Here is an 18,757-nt window from a genome sequence, read left to right as displayed (position 1 = left end):
TGAGTAAAGCTATGAGTTTCAAACCAACTATTGAACAAAATCAAATTTTTAACTTCTTTAAAAATGGAAAAGAAAATGGAATGATTGATGCAGTAGCAGGGTCAGGAAAAACTAGTACAATAATAAATGGTATAGATTACATTGATAAAAAAAACAAAATTTTATTTTGCGCTTTTAATAAAAAAATTCAAGAGGAAATTAACCAAAAAACAGTCAATAAAGAAAATGTGATTGTTAAAACTACTTATGCATTAGGTCTTAGTATTCTAAAATATCATTTTGAAATATTTACTAGAAGTCCAAACCTTGATAAGTCAAAATATTTTAATATTTTAAATGAACAATTAAGAAAAAATAAGTCTAATAACTATGTTGAGGAAACAAAATTCACAAGGTATTTTGAGAAAATAAAATTTATATATTACCAAGAGAAGAAACAAGAAGAGCCAGATATATTTTATAAGACATTTTATTCAAATTATTACAGACTTGTTGATTTATTAAGGTACACATTAAGCTATGCAAAAGGTGAAAGTTCATTTCAAAGATTAGTAGAAAAATATGCTATTGATATTGATCAGAAAAACACTCAATTACTTGAATTGTACAGAAAATTAGTTGAGTTAGCCATAGGAGAGGGAAATATAAAAGCAAAATTATTAGGTATTTATGACTATGCTGATATGATATTCTTACCATGTGAGTTTAAATTAAGTTCACCTGATCAATTTGATATTGTATTTGTTGATGAATGTCAAGATTTATCAAATGCACAATTAATAACTATAACTAAATATCTTAAAAAAGGCGGAAGATTTTTTGCAGTAGGAGATCCATTTCAATCAATATATGGTTTTGCAGGAGCTTCGCCTGAATCTTTTAACAACATCAAAACATTATATAACCCTAAAATGTTTAAACTCACAAATTGCTTTAGGTGTTCAAGCGATATCGTAAAATTAGCACAAGAGATTAGACCTGACATTACTACTACTAACTCTTTTAAATCTAGTATAATAAAAATAAAATTTGATGATATAATTAAATATGTACAAAAAGGAGATTTTGTATTATCTAGACAAAATTGTAATTTGTTTGAAGTAGTTTTCAAACTTTTATGTCATAATATTAAATGTAAAATCATCGGTAAAAAAGAAATTCTTAAATCTCTAAAAGATATAATTGATAATAATAAACTATATAGTGAAAAATATTATGAAGAGTTACCTGATCACTTACAAAAGATATATAAGATTGCTGAAAATAAATTAGGCAATAATCCTGCTAATTATGAAAAACTGGAAAATCTAGGAGATAGTATTAATATCCTTGAATCATGTTTTTTTCATAACCAAAATGCAAAAACACTAAATGATTTATTTGACTATATTGAAAGTTTAATGAATTGTGAGGATGAAGATTCTGTGATACTATCATCAATACATCGATCAAAGGGATTGGAGAAAAAAAATGTTTTTATAATTGGTTATAATGAACTGCCCATAAAAAAAGAAAACATGTTAGAATGGCAATTATATCAAGAAAAATGTCTTAAATATGTTGCTATTACAAGAGCGGAAGTCAATCTTTACCAAACAGAAAGCCCTCCTGATAAAAATGACACTCTTGTTTTACAAGATGCAATCTTAGATCAACCTTCATTGATTGATATTAAAAGTTCTGATTAATTTTCCCCTGCATCTGTTCTAGCTTCAGAACATTTAAAAAAACAGGACGTATCATAGAAGCAAAATTACTTAAATTGTTAGTAAATACAAGTTACCTGATATTTTCCCAAAGACGTAAACTTAACAATAAATGTTTCCGTTTTAAGTAAACTATTTGTAAATTTGTGAAATGACAATTCAAGAAACTTCTTCGGGAAAAATTTACAATGTAGAAATTCTGCCAGTAGAAGATATTGATTTTAAGTCTATAGATAAAAAACGCTTTTTTTTCGATTGGAAGACTGAAAGGGCGTACGAAATCTATAAGTTAAAAATTATCAATTCAAATGATATTTTAGGAATTATTTCTTTGGAAAGAATACCCGAGGAATGGAGAGTCCATATTAGACTTCTGACTGTTTCATTAGAAAATAAAGGTGCAAATAAGATATTTGATAATATTGCTGCAAACTTAATTACTCATGCTGCGAAAATTGCAGTAGCAGAATATGCAGAGTTAGCCTGCGTATCACTCAAACCAAAAAGTAATATTGCCCAGCATTATATCGACAAATACAATATGAATATAACCGGAATGACTTTGAGTCTTGAGGTTCCGGAAATTTTAAACTTGATAAACACATACGATAATGAATAAGAAAGTAAATATTGAAGATATTGAATTTGGAGTAGATTCAAGATACAAATCAAATTCAGAACGTGATACTGATGGAGCGGTTTTAATGGAAGCACGTTTACAACGAATTAAAAACTTACCCATAGATCAGGTTATTCGTGCCAAACTATTACAATTAAAATTAAAAATGGAAGCTTATATAAGCAAACCAACTTATGATAATCACCACTATTTTTCAGAATTCTTATCGGCATATATTGATACTATTTACAATAAGAGAAGTAGTTTTGCAAAAGATATTGATATAACTCCAGTAAGTTTAAGTCAAGTCATAAACAATCACAGAGAACCTAAAGAAGAATTTATTCTGAAGTTAATGATACATTCTGAAAAAACATATAAGAATGTTTGTGAGTTCCATAAAAAGACATGGTTTCAGGTTTATTTTCATGAAAAAATTTGCGATACTATGTCAACACAAGACAAATGGAGGCCAAAAATTGAAAAGCATGTAAAATTTAGTGAATCTCTAAAGTTAGAAACTGTCGATAACATCCGATAACCAAACAGATAATAGCAATTATTCTTTTAAGTTCTAATTGAGTTACTTTATTAACGTTAGAATCTCAGAGATTAAAATTACTTACAGATTTATTAAGATCTATTACAAGAGTCATAATAAATTTACAAAAAAAAGCCTTTTCGGAAAATCGGAAAGGCTTTTTAAGCAAAGTAAGATTGAATTATTTTTTCGACTCCTCAATTGAAACTTTTCTAAACTCTTTTAATAGTTTTTCAATTTCTAAAGTTGATTTACGAGCTCTCGCTCCAGCTGCTTTAACACCTTTTTCAATTAGTGAATCTGATTCTGTTTTAAATGTTTCGATTTCGGCGTTTATTTTGGCTACTAAATCTTTCATGGTATGTTTTTATTAAATTAAGGCAGCGAAAATAAAACTTTGCTTGTTATATTGCAACTTTGCTGCAAAAATTAAAAACGTTTTTAATTCATAATTATTATAGGAATTATTTATTCAAAGAATCTAATTTTCCTGAGACATCTTATTTAGTTCTTCAATAAAATAAGACGTTGGACATCCAGCTTCTGCAAAAAAAGCCTGAGTAAATGTTTTAGTACTGTTAAAGCCAACTTCTTCAGCCAATGCACTATTGGAATATTTTCTTATTTTACTATCTTCTTTTAACAACTTTATTAGATAATTGATTTTAAGATCAGCGATGTATTTCACAAATTTCTTTCCTCTGTATTGATAAATTATCTGTGATAAATATTTTGGATTGGAATTGAAAATAGCGGCAAGCTTTGCGGAAGTCAGGTCTTTTACTAGAAATTTTTTATCTTTTTCGAATTTTTCCAATTGTTTTAGTATATCAGCAATAGTATCTTTATTTATATTTCCAATTCCATTACTTACATTTTTGACTTCCACTTTAGAAACTGCCTCATTTTTTGCCATCAATTCCTCAAATTTTTGCCTATAAACATTCTTATTTTTGATATGCCTGTAAGCAATGAATGATACGATTAAAAATAATACTAGTACGATAGCAGTAAAAATAAAATCGTTATACTTCCTCTTATTAAACAAGTCTTCAATATCGTGCTTATCTTTTAGTAATACTTTCGTGTCATACACTTTGCGAACTCTGCCGGAAAGATAGATGAATTTGTTGTCTAATATACTGTCTGCCTTTAGTAGCTTATCCGTATAATAGAGCTGTTTATGAAGATCTTTTTTAGATTTATAATACTTTAATAGTAACTCGTAGTTCTGCCGTAAATCCGGACGTATATATCCTTTATCATCAAAAATCTTATCAACTTTAAAAAGATATGGCAAAGCCATTTCGGGTTTATGGAGATCCCAATAGCTTTTTCCAATATAGAAATACCCAACAGACTCATTGCCAAAATCTTTATTTTCCTTTATAGATGGAACGGAATAATTAATTTTTTTTATAGCTTCTGCATAGTTGTTTTTAAAGTACTGATTGATGCCTTCTGAATGAATAAAATAATTTTTCATTTCAGTATTTGACATTCTTATCCCTTCTTCAATTCCTTTTTTATTTATTTCAGAACATAATCCATAATTACCAATCCTATTATGGCACAAACCGAGTAAATGCAATGAATTTAAGTATGCTCTTGTATTTTTCTCTTTAAAATAATCAGTACACTCAGTAAATAAAGAAATTGCTTCGTCATAAAACCCTAGAAAATATTTTATGATGGCAATATTATATTTAACCTTATACACTAAGTACTTATCATTGGTTTTGGAAATAAAATTATCAGCTATGAGGTAATTATCCAGTGCATTTTTGTGCTCTTTTCTGGCATAGTAAACAATTCCCTTTGAAAGATAAGCTGAGCCGATAAGAGCATTATTATTGGCTTTTTTGGCAGTGTAAATCATACTGTCTGCATATATCAATTTCGATTTTTCAGGTGCATAGAATAAATAATTTTTATATCCATTTACAATTTCCTCGAAATTTTTATCCTTTTTTGCCTTGTTCAAAAAGTACTTAAGATAGTATGCCTGGTTTACTTTATTCTCAGCTGTGGCTTCTATACGTTCAAAAAGATAATCATAACTTTTTCTTTTAAGCGTATCGAAAATTTCCGATTCCATTTCCTGCGCATACAATTGATTTCCAAAGCAAAGAATTACTAATAATATATAATTTTTAATCATAAGTTAAATTAAAAAATGAGACATTATTTGATGTGAAATGCATTTTTATCAGCGAAAAACACTACTGTGTAAATATAACATTGTGTTTTGTTTAAAACAATGTTAAATATACTGCAATCTATTTAGAATCAGTCTGTTTTAAGTAAAAAAAGGTATGTCGATTTTCGGAAAATCGACATACTAAATTCGGAAAACCCATATACAACGTTTTGCAAATCAAAAAATCTACTTCTAGATTTGTCTTGAATTCAATAGCAAAAACATTTGGCATCGTGCCGGATTAAAGTTCTGCTAACCCGGGTGAAATGAACTGACTGAAAAAAAACAGTCTTTACATTTAACACTTTTAATCATGAAAAATCTTTTATTATTGCTAGTTGTATTAGCATCACTACTTGTTTCTTGTACCAGTGAGAGTATTGATAATGCCAAAATTTTAGATGATGGTCTTCTTGAAAATAAATCTAAAAAAACGGCAAAGCTACTTCAGACACTAAGTCCTGAAAATCCGGCTAATGAATATGACATAGCAGGTAAAATACATAATGACATCCTTGATGTTTACTTGTCTGGAAATTATACATTCAATACGATTGCTCAAATCAGCCAAAAAGTAGATTCTATCTCGGTTCTGAATAACGATCTATTAAATATGGCAACAAGTCTTCCCTGCAACTTTCAGGAAATTCAAGAAACTGTTGATGATCCTCAAATAAAATTAGAGCAGGCGATTGCAAATTCCTCAATGACAAATGCCGCTAAAATTTCTCTTTCCAACTTTATGGATTCCATACTGTTATGGGAAACTGATGAATATGCTATCATTCATCAATCCATAATCTCATTCGAGACCTCCGTTATATCTAACACACAATTTAGCAATGAGGATAAGAGGATTATTCTCACTACTTCCTCTATAGCAAGATATTCATCGTATTATGCTAAAGAACGTAAAGATAAGGATTGGGAAACTTCTGTTGGAAATCGTGCTGGAGCGGTACAAGGCGCAGTAGCAAATTCTTCGACTGCGATTAATAAATCAATAGTGACAGGACTCATAATTCAAAATCTCCAAACAGAATAGTTATGTATATAACTGAGTCGATTGAAAAACAATTGCAATATGTGTATTGCGTGTTTTTGATTCTTTTCAATATTGTGAGCCTTTATTTCATCATAGATCTATTATCCTATGATGAAATAATAGGCTATTTAACCGATGGCGGGATAAAAACTGATTCTCCCAGAAAATTGGCATATCTATTTTTTGTAAACGGCATATCAAATTTATTTTTCGTTTGCGTTTCATTGATGACCAGATTATTTGATAAGTAATACTTTCTAGCAAAATTAAACATTTTAAAACGCTTATTTTGGCATCTCTAAAATCAAAATATAACCCATCAGGCTTGCAAGTCTACATTTTTGAAACATTTTCCTCCAGAATTGCTTTTAAAGAATCAATTATATTGAATCGATTTACAGTTTTGATTATAAATTCAGGAGCAGTATGCCTGTTGATCAACAGTAAAAAGATTCATTTATTTATCAATGAACTAATCGTCATTCCAAAAAAGTCTATTTGTGAAGTTTTAATAATGAGTAATCAATTGCAAATATGCCAGCTTTCATTCTCTTCGGAGTTTGCTTTTGCTAATAGTATAAGATGGCCGCACATAGGATATTTTGAATTTTTTATTGCAAAAAATACTTCCAAGATTTTTCTCAAAAATAAAGAAATTGGATTACTTGTAGATTTACTTAAATTAATCAATAGTAAGGTCAGAAGTTCAAATAAGAATATCCTGAAAAAGGAAACATTGCTTTTGAGTTTTAATCTTTTTCTTTATGAACTGGCAGGAACATACTATCGATCATCCTGGTACGATAATGTCAAACATACTGGAAATGAAAAAATAGTTATCCATTTTTTTAGGTTAGTGGAACTACACTGCAGAAAAGAACACAGTGTGAAATTCTATGCCAATATCCTAAATGTTACTGCAGGGCATCTTACTAAAACTGTCAAACAGGTTACGGAGATCACAGCGAAACAATGCATAGAAAATGCAATCATTCTGGAGGCCAAAATCTTGCTTCAAAATAATGATTTAACCATTTTGTATATTTCAGAAGAACTGAAATTTGCCAATACTTCTTTTTTCAGTACTTTTTTTAAGAAGCATACTTCCCTGTCTCCTTCTGAATACCGTTTACGATTAAATTCTAATTAAATATATTAACAACACATGTTTTGACCGGGTTAAGAATGTTCTATAAGCATTGATTTAGAGTACTGTCGATTGCAAGTCGGGAGAAATATTTACTAAATAAAAGTAAAAGAAATGACTCAAACCTATCTTTTAGAATGGATGGACTTAACGGTGACTTCAACCCTTAATCCCAACAAAACGGACCTTACTCTGATTTCTCCAATTCAATCAAGAGAGATTATTGAAAAAGCGAATGAACAAACATTTTTTATTCAGTCACAGTTTACTATACAGGTTTTTTCGCTTACTAAGGAGAAACAGATAAAAATTTTAGTTGGAAATTATTATTCCACATTACTATTTCTTTTAGATAAAATCACAGAAATAAATAATAGTAATGATTTACACAGAGATAGTCTAAAAGAAGTGACAACTACTTTAATATCCTGTTTGAATGAATTAATAATTTTTATAGAATCAAGATTTGCAAACTATTTAACGGCCCCTTTTCAAATTGTTGAAAGCAAGACAACTAGTCCTATAGTAATGAATGGCTTTTCTGGTAAAGTTTTATGTAAACTTTCAACCGATCAAACAGCCTTAATATTAAGGGCATCCGATGAATTAAAAATTCTTATTTCAAAATCAATGAATCATTTATTTAAAACAATCGTTCCTTTTTTATCCACTCCAAACAAAGCAGATCTTTCATACAATGCCATGAGGAGCAAGGCTTATGTTTTTGAAGAAAGGGATAAGCAAATAGCAATTGAAACATTGGAACGCATGATCAAACAGATCAAGGAATATTAATCAAATACTACTAATTTAAAATTTAAAAACATGAAAAAGCTATCCTACATTTTAGCGACCTTGATTCTGATAATCATAGGCTGCCAGCCTAAAAAGCTGGATGAGAAACTGGCTACAAACCTTATTCTGGAAAAAAATCATTACCCTGCTATTGTACACCATGACATTTTTTGCGGTGATCCGACGCATGCTTACACCATTTTTAAATCCGGACTCGTAGAAAAAGGATTTGTAAAAGTACTTCAAAGCAAGAAATTTGGTGATACAACTTCGTTTGTGAGTTTTACTCCTGCAGCAAAACCGTATTTACTACATACACCAGCAGATGATAAAATAAGTAAAATACAGCGAGTAAAAGTAGCTGATGAAGAATTTGGAGCAATCAAAGAAATAAGGATGATGAGTTCTGGTAATAAGGCAATTGTAGAATACACTACGATTCGAAGAAAGAATGTTTTTGCTGCTGCCATTAAAAACGGATTAAAAGATACACTAAATCATGAAGTCTATTTTATACGAACAGATGATGGCTGGAAGCTCGTGGATAAAAAGTCAGAATTTGAATTTTTATCTTATTAGAATAGGATCAACGATTCAAAAATAATTTATTTCATCATCAATTTGGCCTCCCCACTGGGGAGGTTTTTATTTTTTTTGCATTTTTTATTCTTGATTTTACTGGGGGTTCAATGGGGTACAACTGGGGTACAACAAAAAGTTGTACTTGTGGCAGTGTTATCTCTATCGTTTCTTTGCCTTGTAATGATGAAGAACCTGGTTTGGAATTATCCATTTACCGCGATTGTGAGAACTAATGTAGAACGATAAAATGATGAGGTATGTTTACAAACATTTCATGGGGTAATTACATGGTTGTAGTTATTCTGCTATTGGCAAGCTGGTATTTATTTGTTGGATTTCGATTTTATTTTGATGATATCAAAGAAGTCATATCAGGAAAGCGGAAACTTCAATTCCGTGGATTTGAAAATCCAAGTTACGAGGATTCTCAATCCGAATTAAATTATCAGGAATCACCTGAAGCAATCTCAGAACAAACTTCCTTCGGAGAGTTTGACACTACCTTTCAGGACGTTGATACTTTGGTGGCACGATTAAAAAGTTTTATCGCAGATGCAGCAAAGAAAAAATTAGTCCAAAAAGAATTTACCTATTATCTGCAGCTTCTCCTAAGAGAATTTCCTTCAGTGAAAAATTCCCCTTTTAATTCTTCGATAAGTGAATTAATAGTCTCAGAATGTGACAAACTCGAATCAATTACTTTAACACAGAAGGAAGCAGAAGCCCTTTGGGAATAACTATAAAACAATTTAACGGAGGAATTGCCCCTGTCCATCCCGGCGCAGTATGGCATATGTAACAGGAAAGTGGAACTGCGACAGCGGCTACACCTCCGTTTTTTATCTGAATTTTTAAACTTTAAAAATAATGAGTGATGAAAAAATGGAACTGGAATTTTAAAAAGTTTATTGAGCAAAGAACAGATAGTATCTGTATGCTTCTGGTACAAATCCTTTTTGTGATCAGTTATGAAACCTATGCCCAGGATGGTCTGGCAGGAATCAATGAAGCCAACCAACAAGTACGAAGTTACTTTGATGCAGGAACGGAACTCATGTATGCCGTAGGAGCATTACTAGGACTAATAGGCGCTGTGAAAGTATATCAAAAATGGAACGCAGGTGATCCCGATACTGGAAAAGTAGCGGCAGCTTGGTTTGGAAGCTGTGTTTTTCTGGTGGTAGTGGCTACCGTAATCAAATCCTTCTTTGGGATTTAAAACAAATCGTTATGGAAGATCTGCTCAAAGAAAAGTTATGGTTTTACATTATCCATAACAATCCAGATTTGATGTTTACACTACAGGAAGATTATAGTGTATTGGATTATCTCAATGAGAAAATAAGTAGTGTAAAATCCATATTGGACGATATGTTATCTGATGGTACACCTAAATATATCATCGAAGAAATCTGTCTCAATGTACTTACCGAAGATCTGAAACCTTCCCGGTTTTTATATATCCGCTCCCTTCTTTCGGATGAGTTTGAGAAAACCTATACTGCTTTTCAGGAATCGGGTATCCTGACCTATGAGGTAATGAATCTTATGGAAAACTGCAGGCCCGTTTTTGAAACCATTGGTTTTACTAAAGAAAATGAAGAAGATCCTAATTTAAGAAATGCCCTTATTGGTCAGATTGCTGACTATTTGAATTGAGCTATTTATAGCATGTAGTATGAAAAGGAGTAATTATGGCTTACAATCTATCCCAAAAACTAAGTGCCAATATCAATGCGATTACCATTGCAATGCAATGGCAGCAAAGTGATGCTTTATCGGCAGAAGCAGTTGCTGCGCTTAAGGCATACGCTGGCTTTGGAGGTATCAAGGCTATATTATATCCAAATGGTACTACCGAAGACTGGACAAAATCCGGCGCAACTAAAGAAGATCTGAAGCTGTATCCTGAAATGACACGACTGCACACAATACTGCAGGAACACTATTCTGAAAAAGAGTATAATTCAGTTGTTTCTTCACTTCGTAATAGCGTCCTTACCGCATTTTATACGCCGGAAATTGTACCTAACACTTTGTACACTGCTTTGGAAAAACAAGGTATTAACCCTAAAAGGTTGTACGAACCATCAGCAGGATCAGGCATTTTTATAACCGAAGCAGACAGTGCATTTTCAAGTTTGGAACAAATTACTGCTGTGGAAAAGGACCAATTAAGCGGACTGGTACTTTCAGCATTAAACAGTACACTTTCAACCCAAAATACCACTCATGTAATAGGACTGGAAGAAGCTCCGACAAATGATAACGGCAGTTATGATCTTGTGGTCAGCAATATTCCTTTTGGTAATTTTTCTGTTTATGACCAAGCCTATCCCGATAAAGCGATTTCGGGGAAAATTCACAATTACTTCTTTGCAAAAGGACTTGATAAACTAGCTGATGGCGGTCTTATGGCTTATATTACAACAGACGGTTTTTTAAACAGTCCTTCCAATCAGAGCGTGCGAGAATTCCTTTTTCAAAATGCGGATTTTGTGAGTGTGGCAGTTATGCCTGACAACCTGATGAAAGAAACAGGAAATACTGATGCTCCAAATCATCTGCTTATTGTTCAGAAAAACGAGCATAAACAAACCCTGTCTGATAATGAAAATGAGCTGCTGCAAACCGTTGAACGGGGAAATGAATTTGGAAAATACAGTATCAATAAATATCTGCACAATAGACCCGAGCTCATCATTGGGAATGAAATAAAAGCCGGTAAAAACCAATACGGACAGGCGCATCAAAGTGTGAGACAAATCGGTGATATTAATTCTATTGGAAATCACCTTGGAGAAAATATTGCCAAAGGACTAAAAGAAAACTTTAACCCAGAACGCTTTGAGAAGGCTCAAAAAACGGAGATAGTTCAGCCCGCTGAAGCAATCAGGCAAAAATTCACTTATTTACCCATGCCTGAGAGTAAAGCAAGCGGTATTTCAGTCCAGCTTGGCTTGTTTGATACTGTGCCTGCAGAGAATATCAATCGTGCTATGGATTACATCAATCCTCTTGATGAAACTGTAGTAGATAAAAAAACAGCACGAATACTCAGTACCATACGCACAAATGATAATCCCTCACATGAAAATGTTGTGCTTATCACTGCTAAACAAAACAAGTCCAATCGGTATTTGTATAAATTATATTCCAATGTAAAAGAAATCGATGGCTTTTCAGCCAATTGGATGAATGGCGGATTACTGCCACATGAATTATTGGCTTTATCCAATACCCTTCAATACTATGATCACAAGTATACTTATGAAGGGGATAAAACCCTTGAACCTGCTTTTAACCTTGAAAAAAGACTTTATGAAGAAGTTGCTTCATTGAAATCTTTTTATACAGAAGGCACTCTGGTTAGAGTTGGAGAATCCGTTGGGATTATCAGTGATATCAATGAGCAGCACAAACAGGCCTTTTTTCAACCATTAGTACCACAAGGCAATCTGAAATTCTATGATTCCTATATTGCTATTCGGGATCATTATCTGGAATTGTTTGAGAAAGAGCAATCAAATAAAGCTGGCAGTGAAGAGGTTCGGAAAAATCTAGATGAGCAGTATACCAAATTTGTGTCCCACTATGGTATTTTGAACAGTGCTGAGAATCGCAGGTTAATCATGCAGGATTTCGCTTTTGGTTTCACCATTCTTTCTTCACTCGAACGCAAAGAAGGCGAACGTTATGTGAAGTCGGATATTTTAATCGAGTCTGTAGTAAAACAGCAAGAACGCTATTATACAGATGATCCTGTTGAAGCGCTGGCCCGCAGTCTGAATGAAAAAGGAACTGTTGATTTAGGATTTATAACTGCCTCGACAGGACTTGAACAAAACGAGGTTATAGAACGTCTGAACCATCATATTTATTTGAATCCTACAGGTCAGAATTGGGAAACTTCAGACCTCTATTTAAGCGGCAATGTTGTAGAAAAGTTACAACAGGCTAAACAGGCTGTGGAGCTATACCCTGAAAACACGCAATACTACAAGGGATTGCAGGCACTGGAAAAAGTTCAGCCAGAGCGTATCCCTTTTGAATTACTCGATTTTAACCTGGGTGAGCGATGGATTCCTAACCGATACTATGAGAATTTCGCCGGAAAATTATTTGACCAGCCAACTGAAATTAATTATTTCCCATCACTAGATACCTTTAAAGTAAGTGCAGGACACAATACCAAAATAGACAGAGAATTTTCGGTAACTCCAAAAAGTGGCAGAACAACTTATGGATACACCATATTGGAGCATGCGCTCGAAAATACGGCTCCCTTTTTTACCTATGAAGTTGAGGGAGCCGGCGGAAAACCCATCCGACTGCCCGATAATGAAGCCATACAGCTTGCTCATCAAAAAATTGAAAACATCCGTAACGGCTTTATTGAGTGGCTGCAGGAATTACCAATAAGCGATAAAAATGAACTGGAGAGCCTCTATAACAATACGTTCAATTGTTATGTATTACGCGAGTATGACGGAAGTCATCTGAGCTTTCCGGGTTTGGATAAAAAAGCACTTGAAATTGATGACTTGTACAGTTCGCAGAAAAATGCGGCCTGGCGTATTATTCAGAACTGTGGTGCATTAATCGATCATGAGGTTGGGCTTGGAAAGACACTAACTATGATTGTCGCTGCCAATGAAATGAAACGATTAGGGATTATTCATAAACCTGCAATACTGGCATTGAATGCCAATGTAAATCAAATTGCAGCAACCTATCAAAAGGCTTATCCCAATGCGAGAATATTGGCACCTGGTGAAAATGATTTTACTCCGGCAAAAAGAATGAGACTCTTCCATGAGATTAAAAATAATAATTGGGACTGTATCATCTTAACCCACGATCAGTTTGGTAAAATTCCGCAGTCACCCGAAATACAAAAAGAGATCTTACAAAATGAGTTGAATAATATAGAACGGGACCTTGATACGGCAAGAGATCTGGGAGGCGATATCTCCAAGAAAATATTAAAAGGTCTTGAAATACGAAAAAATAATCTGGACGGCAGATTAAAAGCACTGCTCAAAGATATAGAAGATAAAAAGGACAGTGGCATCAACTTTAAAGAAATGGGGATTGATCATTTGTTTGTAGATGAATCACACAAATTCAAAAACCTGACTTTCACTACCCGTCATGACCGTGTTGCCGGAATTGGAAATATGCAGGGAAGCCAAAAGGCGCTTAATATGTTATTTGCGGTACGCACGCTTCAGGAAAAATTCGATTCGGATCTCTGTGTAACCTTTCTTTCCGGTACTCCAATTTCAAACAGTCTGACAGAAATGTACCTGCTTTTTAAATACCTGCGGCCTAAAGAAATGGAACGCCAGCATATTGAAAACTTTGACGGGTGGGCAGCTGTTTTTGCCAGAAAAACAACTGATTTTGAATTTTCGGTCACCAATGAGATTATTGCAAAGGAGCGTTTTCGCCATTTTATTAAAGTTCCGGAACTGGCACTGTTTTATAATGAGATAACCGATTACAAAACAGCAAAACATATTGATCTGGACAAACCTGAAATTGAGGAACAGCTTGTCAATATCAGTCCTACACCTGAGCAAAGCGAGTTTATTACCCAGCTCATGCAGTTTGCCAAAACAGGTAATGCGACACTTATTGGCAGGGCACCTCTTACCTCGCAGGAAGATAAAGGCAGGATGCTTATAGCTACTAATTACGCTAAAAAAATGGCTGCCGATATGAGGCTGATAAATGAAAGATATGGTGATCATCCGAATAATAAAGTGAATACATGCGCCAGAAATGTGGCTGAAATTTACCATGCTTCCATGGAGCATAAAGGCACTCAGATTGTTTTTTCGGATATCGGGACACCCAAGCCGGATGACTTTAATATGTATGATGCCCTTAAAGAAAAATTGGTAAGGGATTTTAATATCCCAGCTCATGAGATTACCTATATACACGACTGGACCGATAAGAAGAAACCAGAGTTATTTTCTAAAATGAATACAGGTGAGATACGTATTCTTTTGGGTAGTACAGAAAAAGCAGGCACTGGCCTTAATGTGCAGAAGCGTGTTGTGGCGATGCATCATATTGATATTCCCTGGAGACCATCAGATCTGGGACAACGCAACGGACGAGGCAGCAGACAAGGGAACGAAGTTGCCAAACAGCATTATGGTAATAAAGTAAAGAACTTCATCTATGCCACAGAGCAGTCACTGGACAATTACAAATTCAACCTTTTGAAGAACAAACAGACTTTTATCAGTCAGATGAAAAACTGTGAACTTAATGTGAGGACTATTGATGAGGGAGCCATGGATGAGCAAAGTGGAATGAACTTTTCAGAATATATCGCAGTATTATCAGGTGATACTTCATTACTGGAAAAATCAAAATTGGAGAAAAAAGTAACGGTAATGGAAAGCCTTAAAAAAGCACATTACAAGGAAATTTCCAGAACTAAATATCAGGTTGAATACCTAATGGAGGAAAAAGGAATCACCTCTAGAACACTGGACAAACTAACTGCTGATCACAGTTTTTACAAAAACAATCTGAAGTATGAGCCTGATGGTTCCAAAGCAAATCCTATAGAGTTGTATGACTGCAAGACAGCAGATCCTGAAAGTATCGGTAAAGAAATTATCCTACTCTATAAAAACTGGAAACCTCCCGAAGAAGAAAACCAGGCCAAACAGATTGGGAAATTATATGATTTTGGACTCTATATAAAAAGAGAACGTGAAGCCTATCAAAATGATGGTTTGTACCAGTACCGTTACTCCAACAGCTTTTATGCACAACGTTTGGAAGATGGTATTAAATATACTTCCAATGGAGGAACTCCAAATGTGGACAATCCAAAATTAGCAGCCCGTCATTTTCTAAATGCCATTGATAAGGTGGAACATCTCACGGCAAAATACCAAAAGTCCCTGAATGATATTGAAAACCAACTGCCGGAATTACAACAATTAACCACAAGAGTATTTAGTCAGGAAGATGAACTTCAAAAAATGAAAAGCGACCTCTTTAGTCTGGAAAGGGAAATAGCCCTGAAAATTCAGGAGAACCAATTGAAAGAAGCCAATCCGCAAGAGGCTAGTCTCAGTAATGAAACAAAACTAACGGATACAACTCCCGTAATTCAACTGCCAGTAAAAAGCAGTAAAGAATCACAGGGTTTCAAAGCGGCAGAAAGCAATAGTGATAAATGGCAGGAGCGCTCTTTTTCGGAGATGAGACGCAGCAGCAGGATGAAATTTTAAAATAAAGACCATGTCAAACAGTGTGTATCAAATCAACAAAGGAATTAACCAGAGCATCGAGTTTAAAGGGTTAAAAGCGCAGTATATCTGGTATTTGGGTGGTGGCGTAATTGTGCTTATGATACTGTTTGCAATTATGTACATAGCCGGATTACCCTCTTTAATCTGTATCGGAATTATTGGTATTTCAGGAGCATTGTGGGTTTTGAAAATATATAAAATGAGCCATCAATACGGTCAATATGGAATGATGAAAGCTTTAGCGAAACGACAGATTCCAAAAGCTGTGAAATCCCAAAGTAGAAAAATATTTATGATGAAGAAATAGAATTTGCTCAGTATTACCTGAGCGGTAAAAAAGAAGATGATGGAAAAGATGATAGATGATATTTTACCAATTATGGATGTGCAGCACGATTGCATCCTGTCCAAACAAGGAGATGTGACAGTAGTGTTTAAAGCTGAATTACCCGAGATATTTACCTTGTCAGATCAGGAATACGAAGCATTTCATCAGGCGTGGCTCAAAGCCATAAAGTTATTGCCGAAATTTAGTGTATTCCATAAACAGGACTGGTTTATAGACAGCAAGTTTGAACCCGATTTCACAAGCGAAGATTCGAGTTTTCTTACCCGAAGCAGTGAACGGTTTTTTAACGAACGTCCCTTTCTGGATCATTCCTGTTACATTTTCCTGACCAAAAAACCGGCAGGAAGAAAAACGTCAAGTTCCTTATTTTCAAATTTACTGAGAACTTCCATTGTTCCGGAAGAAACATTAAAAGCACAATTACGTCAGGAATTTATTGAAAGTACTGGTCAATTCAGACGAATACTGGAAGACAGTGGTTTTGTAAAACTGACCCGCCTTGGTAATGATGACCTGCGAAGCCACAGCCGAAAAATTGGAATTATTGAACAATATTGCTTTTTGTCTGAAAAACAAAACTCATTTGTTTTTAAAGACATTGCTTTTGATGATGGCCTGCAGGTAGGAGACAAACACTGCCAGATTTATACTTTGGGGGATGCAGCAGATCTACCGGCATTATGTGGTTCCCGAATTAACTACGATAGATATTCAACCGACAAGACCAAATTCAGTATCGGATTTGCTTCGACTCTGGGGCAATTACTTTCCTGTAACCACATTTATAATCAATATATTTTCATAGAGGATTTCCAGAAAACGCTGCAAAAACTTGAAAGTAAAAGACTGCGACTGCAATCCTTATCAGCCTACAGCAGGGAGAACCTGATTGCGCGAGATGCTACAAATGATTTTCTTAACGAGGCTATCAGCCAGCAGCGACTGCCTGTAAAAGCACATTTTAATGTGCTGATCTGGACAGATAATAAAGAAGAGCTCAAAGACCTGAAGAATAAAGTTTCTTCAGCATTGGCTCAGATGGATGCAGCTGCTAAACAGGAAACAGTGGGTGGCGCACAAATATTTTGGGCAGGAATTCCCGGGAATTCCGCAGATTTCCCAATGAATGACACCTTCGATACGTTTACAGAACAAGCAACATGCTTCCTAAATCTGGAAACAGGGTATCGTTCTTCCCTTAGTCCAACTGGAATTCGATTAGGAGATCGATTGACTGGAAAACCGGTTCATGTAGACATTAGCGACGAACCAGTAAAAATGGGGATTTGTACCAATAGAAACAAATTCATACTAGGGCCTTCGGGAAGCGGTAAATCATTTTTCACAAATCATATGGTTAGAAGTTACTATGAGCAGGGAACTCATGTTGTACTTGTTGATGTCGGGCACAGCTACAAAGGACTGTGTGATATGGTTAATGGCTATTACTTTACCTACGATGAAAAGAACCCTATTAGGTTTAATCCCTTTTATATCAGTGAAGGCGATTCGCTTGATACCGAAAAAAAAGAAAGTATTAAAACATTGTTATTAGCACTCTGGAAAAAAGACAATGAAACATTCAATCGAAGTGAATATGTTGCACTGTCCAATGCACTGCAATTGTATTATGAAAAGTTAGATAGCAATTCTGATTTGTTTCCCTGCTTTGACAGCTTTTATGAATTTCTAAAAAATGAGTTTGTATCCATATTAGAGGGTGACAAGGTAAAGGAAAAGGATTTTGATGTAAACAATTTTCTGTACGTACTGCGTCCTTACTACAAGGGAGGAGAATTTGATTACCTGCTCAACGCCACCGAAAATCTGGATCTGTTAAAAGAACGTTTTATTGTTTTTGAACTCGATAATATCAAAGACCATCCAATACTCTTTCCAGTGGTAACCATCATTATCATGGAAGTATTTATCAGTAAGATGCGCAAGCTCAAAGGAGTCCGTAAAATGATCCTGATTGAAGAAGCCTGGAAAGCTATTGCCAAGGAAGGAATGGCAGAATATATTCGGTATTTATTCAAGACTGTGCGTAAATTCTTTGGAGAGGCCATTGTAGTGACTCAGGAAGTAGAAGATATTATTTCTTCTCCAGTCGTTAAACAAGCCATCATCAATAACAGTGACTGCAAGATACTATTAGACCAAAGCAAGTATCAAAATAAATTCGAACAAATTCAGGAACTGCTTGGGCTTACTGAAAAAGAAAAAGCACTCGTACTATCTGTAAACAAAGCCAATGATCCTGATAAGAAATACAAAGAAGTATTCATTTCGCTTGGAGGCATGCAGTCTAAAGTATATCGAACCGAGGTATCTCTTGAAGAATATCTGGCCTACACTACCGAAGAAACCGAAAAAGTAAAAGTACATGCGTATGCAAAGAAATTTGATGGTGACATTAGAAAAGGGATTGCAGCACTTGCTAATGACTTAAGAGCATAAAAATTATAAAAACTAAACAACAATAAT

At 34.3% G+C, this 18,757-nt stretch carries 16 protein-coding genes; 14 read left to right on the top strand and 2 right to left on the bottom strand.

Annotation, left to right across the window (positions count from 1 at the left end; genetic code table 11):
• Window positions 1–11 precede the first annotated feature (11 nt).
• The 3 genes from ACZ0AH_RS17230 (at window position 12) to ACZ0AH_RS17220 (ending at window position 2,866) form a co-directional block, all read left to right on the top strand.
• Complete coding sequence (locus ACZ0AH_RS17230) at window positions 12–1,688, top strand: UvrD-helicase domain-containing protein (RefSeq protein WP_073409928.1); 1,677 nt, start codon at window positions 12–14, stop codon at window positions 1,686–1,688.
• Between the two features lie 169 nt (window positions 1,689–1,857).
• Window positions 1,858–2,325 carry an N-acetyltransferase gene (locus tag ACZ0AH_RS17225; protein ID WP_073409927.1) on the top strand — a complete coding sequence of 156 codons (468 nt, stop codon included), beginning with the start codon at window positions 1,858–1,860 and terminating at the stop codon, window positions 2,323–2,325.
• Window positions 2,318–2,866 carry a hypothetical protein gene (locus ACZ0AH_RS17220; RefSeq protein ID WP_463477019.1) on the top strand — a complete coding sequence of 183 codons (549 nt, stop codon included), beginning with the start codon at window positions 2,318–2,320 and terminating at the stop codon, window positions 2,864–2,866. Before ACZ0AH_RS17225 ends, ACZ0AH_RS17220 begins: the two co-directional genes overlap by 8 nt.
• A gap of 181 nt (window positions 2,867–3,047) precedes the next feature.
• Here ACZ0AH_RS17220 and ACZ0AH_RS17215 read toward each other — a convergent pair whose 3' ends face one another.
• Window positions 3,048–3,224 carry a histone H1 gene (locus ACZ0AH_RS17215; RefSeq protein WP_072974225.1) on the bottom strand — a complete coding sequence of 59 codons (177 nt, stop codon included), beginning with the start codon at window positions 3,222–3,224 and terminating at the stop codon, window positions 3,048–3,050.
• 123 nt (window positions 3,225–3,347) lie between these two features.
• On the bottom strand, window positions 3,348–5,027 hold the full coding sequence (locus tag ACZ0AH_RS17210) for a helix-turn-helix domain-containing protein (protein ID WP_463477018.1): 1,680 nt from the start codon (window positions 5,025–5,027) through the stop codon (window positions 3,348–3,350).
• 352 nt (window positions 5,028–5,379) lie between these two features.
• Here ACZ0AH_RS17210 and ACZ0AH_RS17205 point away from each other — a divergent pair, with 352 nt between their 5' ends.
• The 11 genes from ACZ0AH_RS17205 (at window position 5,380) to ACZ0AH_RS17155 (ending at window position 18,730) form a co-directional block, all read left to right on the top strand.
• Window positions 5,380–6,111 (top strand): hypothetical protein, encoded by a 732-nt coding sequence (locus ACZ0AH_RS17205; protein ID WP_463477017.1) that lies wholly within the window; start codon window positions 5,380–5,382, stop codon window positions 6,109–6,111.
• Between the two features lie 289 nt (window positions 6,112–6,400).
• Entirely contained in the window at window positions 6,401–7,261 is an 861-nt protein-coding gene (locus ACZ0AH_RS17200; RefSeq protein ID WP_463477016.1) for a helix-turn-helix domain-containing protein, read from the top strand.
• Between the two features lie 111 nt (window positions 7,262–7,372).
• Complete coding sequence (locus ACZ0AH_RS17195; protein ID WP_463477015.1) at window positions 7,373–8,053, top strand: hypothetical protein; 681 nt, start codon at window positions 7,373–7,375, stop codon at window positions 8,051–8,053.
• Between the two features lie 30 nt (window positions 8,054–8,083).
• Entirely contained in the window at window positions 8,084–8,632 is a 549-nt protein-coding gene (locus ACZ0AH_RS17190; protein WP_463477014.1) for a hypothetical protein, read from the top strand.
• A 110-nt stretch (window positions 8,633–8,742) separates the two neighbouring features.
• On the top strand, window positions 8,743–8,868 hold the full coding sequence (locus ACZ0AH_RS17185) for a hypothetical protein (RefSeq protein WP_463477013.1): 126 nt from the start codon (window positions 8,743–8,745) through the stop codon (window positions 8,866–8,868).
• A gap of 24 nt (window positions 8,869–8,892) precedes the next feature.
• Window positions 8,893–9,372: a hypothetical protein gene (locus ACZ0AH_RS17180; RefSeq protein ID WP_463477012.1), complete on the top strand. Its 480-nt coding sequence runs from the start codon at window positions 8,893–8,895 to the stop codon at window positions 9,370–9,372.
• A gap of 137 nt (window positions 9,373–9,509) precedes the next feature.
• On the top strand, window positions 9,510–9,854 hold the full coding sequence (locus tag ACZ0AH_RS17175) for a DUF4134 domain-containing protein (RefSeq protein ID WP_078227693.1): 345 nt from the start codon (window positions 9,510–9,512) through the stop codon (window positions 9,852–9,854).
• 71 nt (window positions 9,855–9,925) lie between these two features.
• Complete coding sequence (locus ACZ0AH_RS17170; protein ID WP_463478117.1) at window positions 9,926–10,294, top strand: DUF1896 family protein; 369 nt, start codon at window positions 9,926–9,928, stop codon at window positions 10,292–10,294.
• Between the two features lie 35 nt (window positions 10,295–10,329).
• A complete protein-coding gene (locus ACZ0AH_RS17165) occupies window positions 10,330–15,900 on the top strand; it encodes an Eco57I restriction-modification methylase domain-containing protein (protein WP_463477011.1) in 5,571 nt (1,856 codons plus the stop codon).
• 10 nt (window positions 15,901–15,910) lie between these two features.
• The gene (locus tag ACZ0AH_RS17160; protein ID WP_463477010.1) at window positions 15,911–16,228 is read left to right on the top strand and encodes a DUF4133 domain-containing protein; all 318 of its coding nucleotides are present in this window, start codon (window positions 15,911–15,913) and stop codon (window positions 16,226–16,228) included.
• A 39-nt stretch (window positions 16,229–16,267) separates the two neighbouring features.
• The gene (locus ACZ0AH_RS17155) at window positions 16,268–18,730 is read left to right on the top strand and encodes a TraG family conjugative transposon ATPase (protein WP_463477009.1); all 2,463 of its coding nucleotides are present in this window, start codon (window positions 16,268–16,270) and stop codon (window positions 18,728–18,730) included.
• Window positions 18,731–18,757 lie beyond the last annotated feature (27 nt).

The sequence above is a fragment of the Flavobacterium sp. AC105 genome (assembly GCF_979258495.1).
This window is presented reverse-complemented; position numbering and strand designations above follow the sequence as displayed.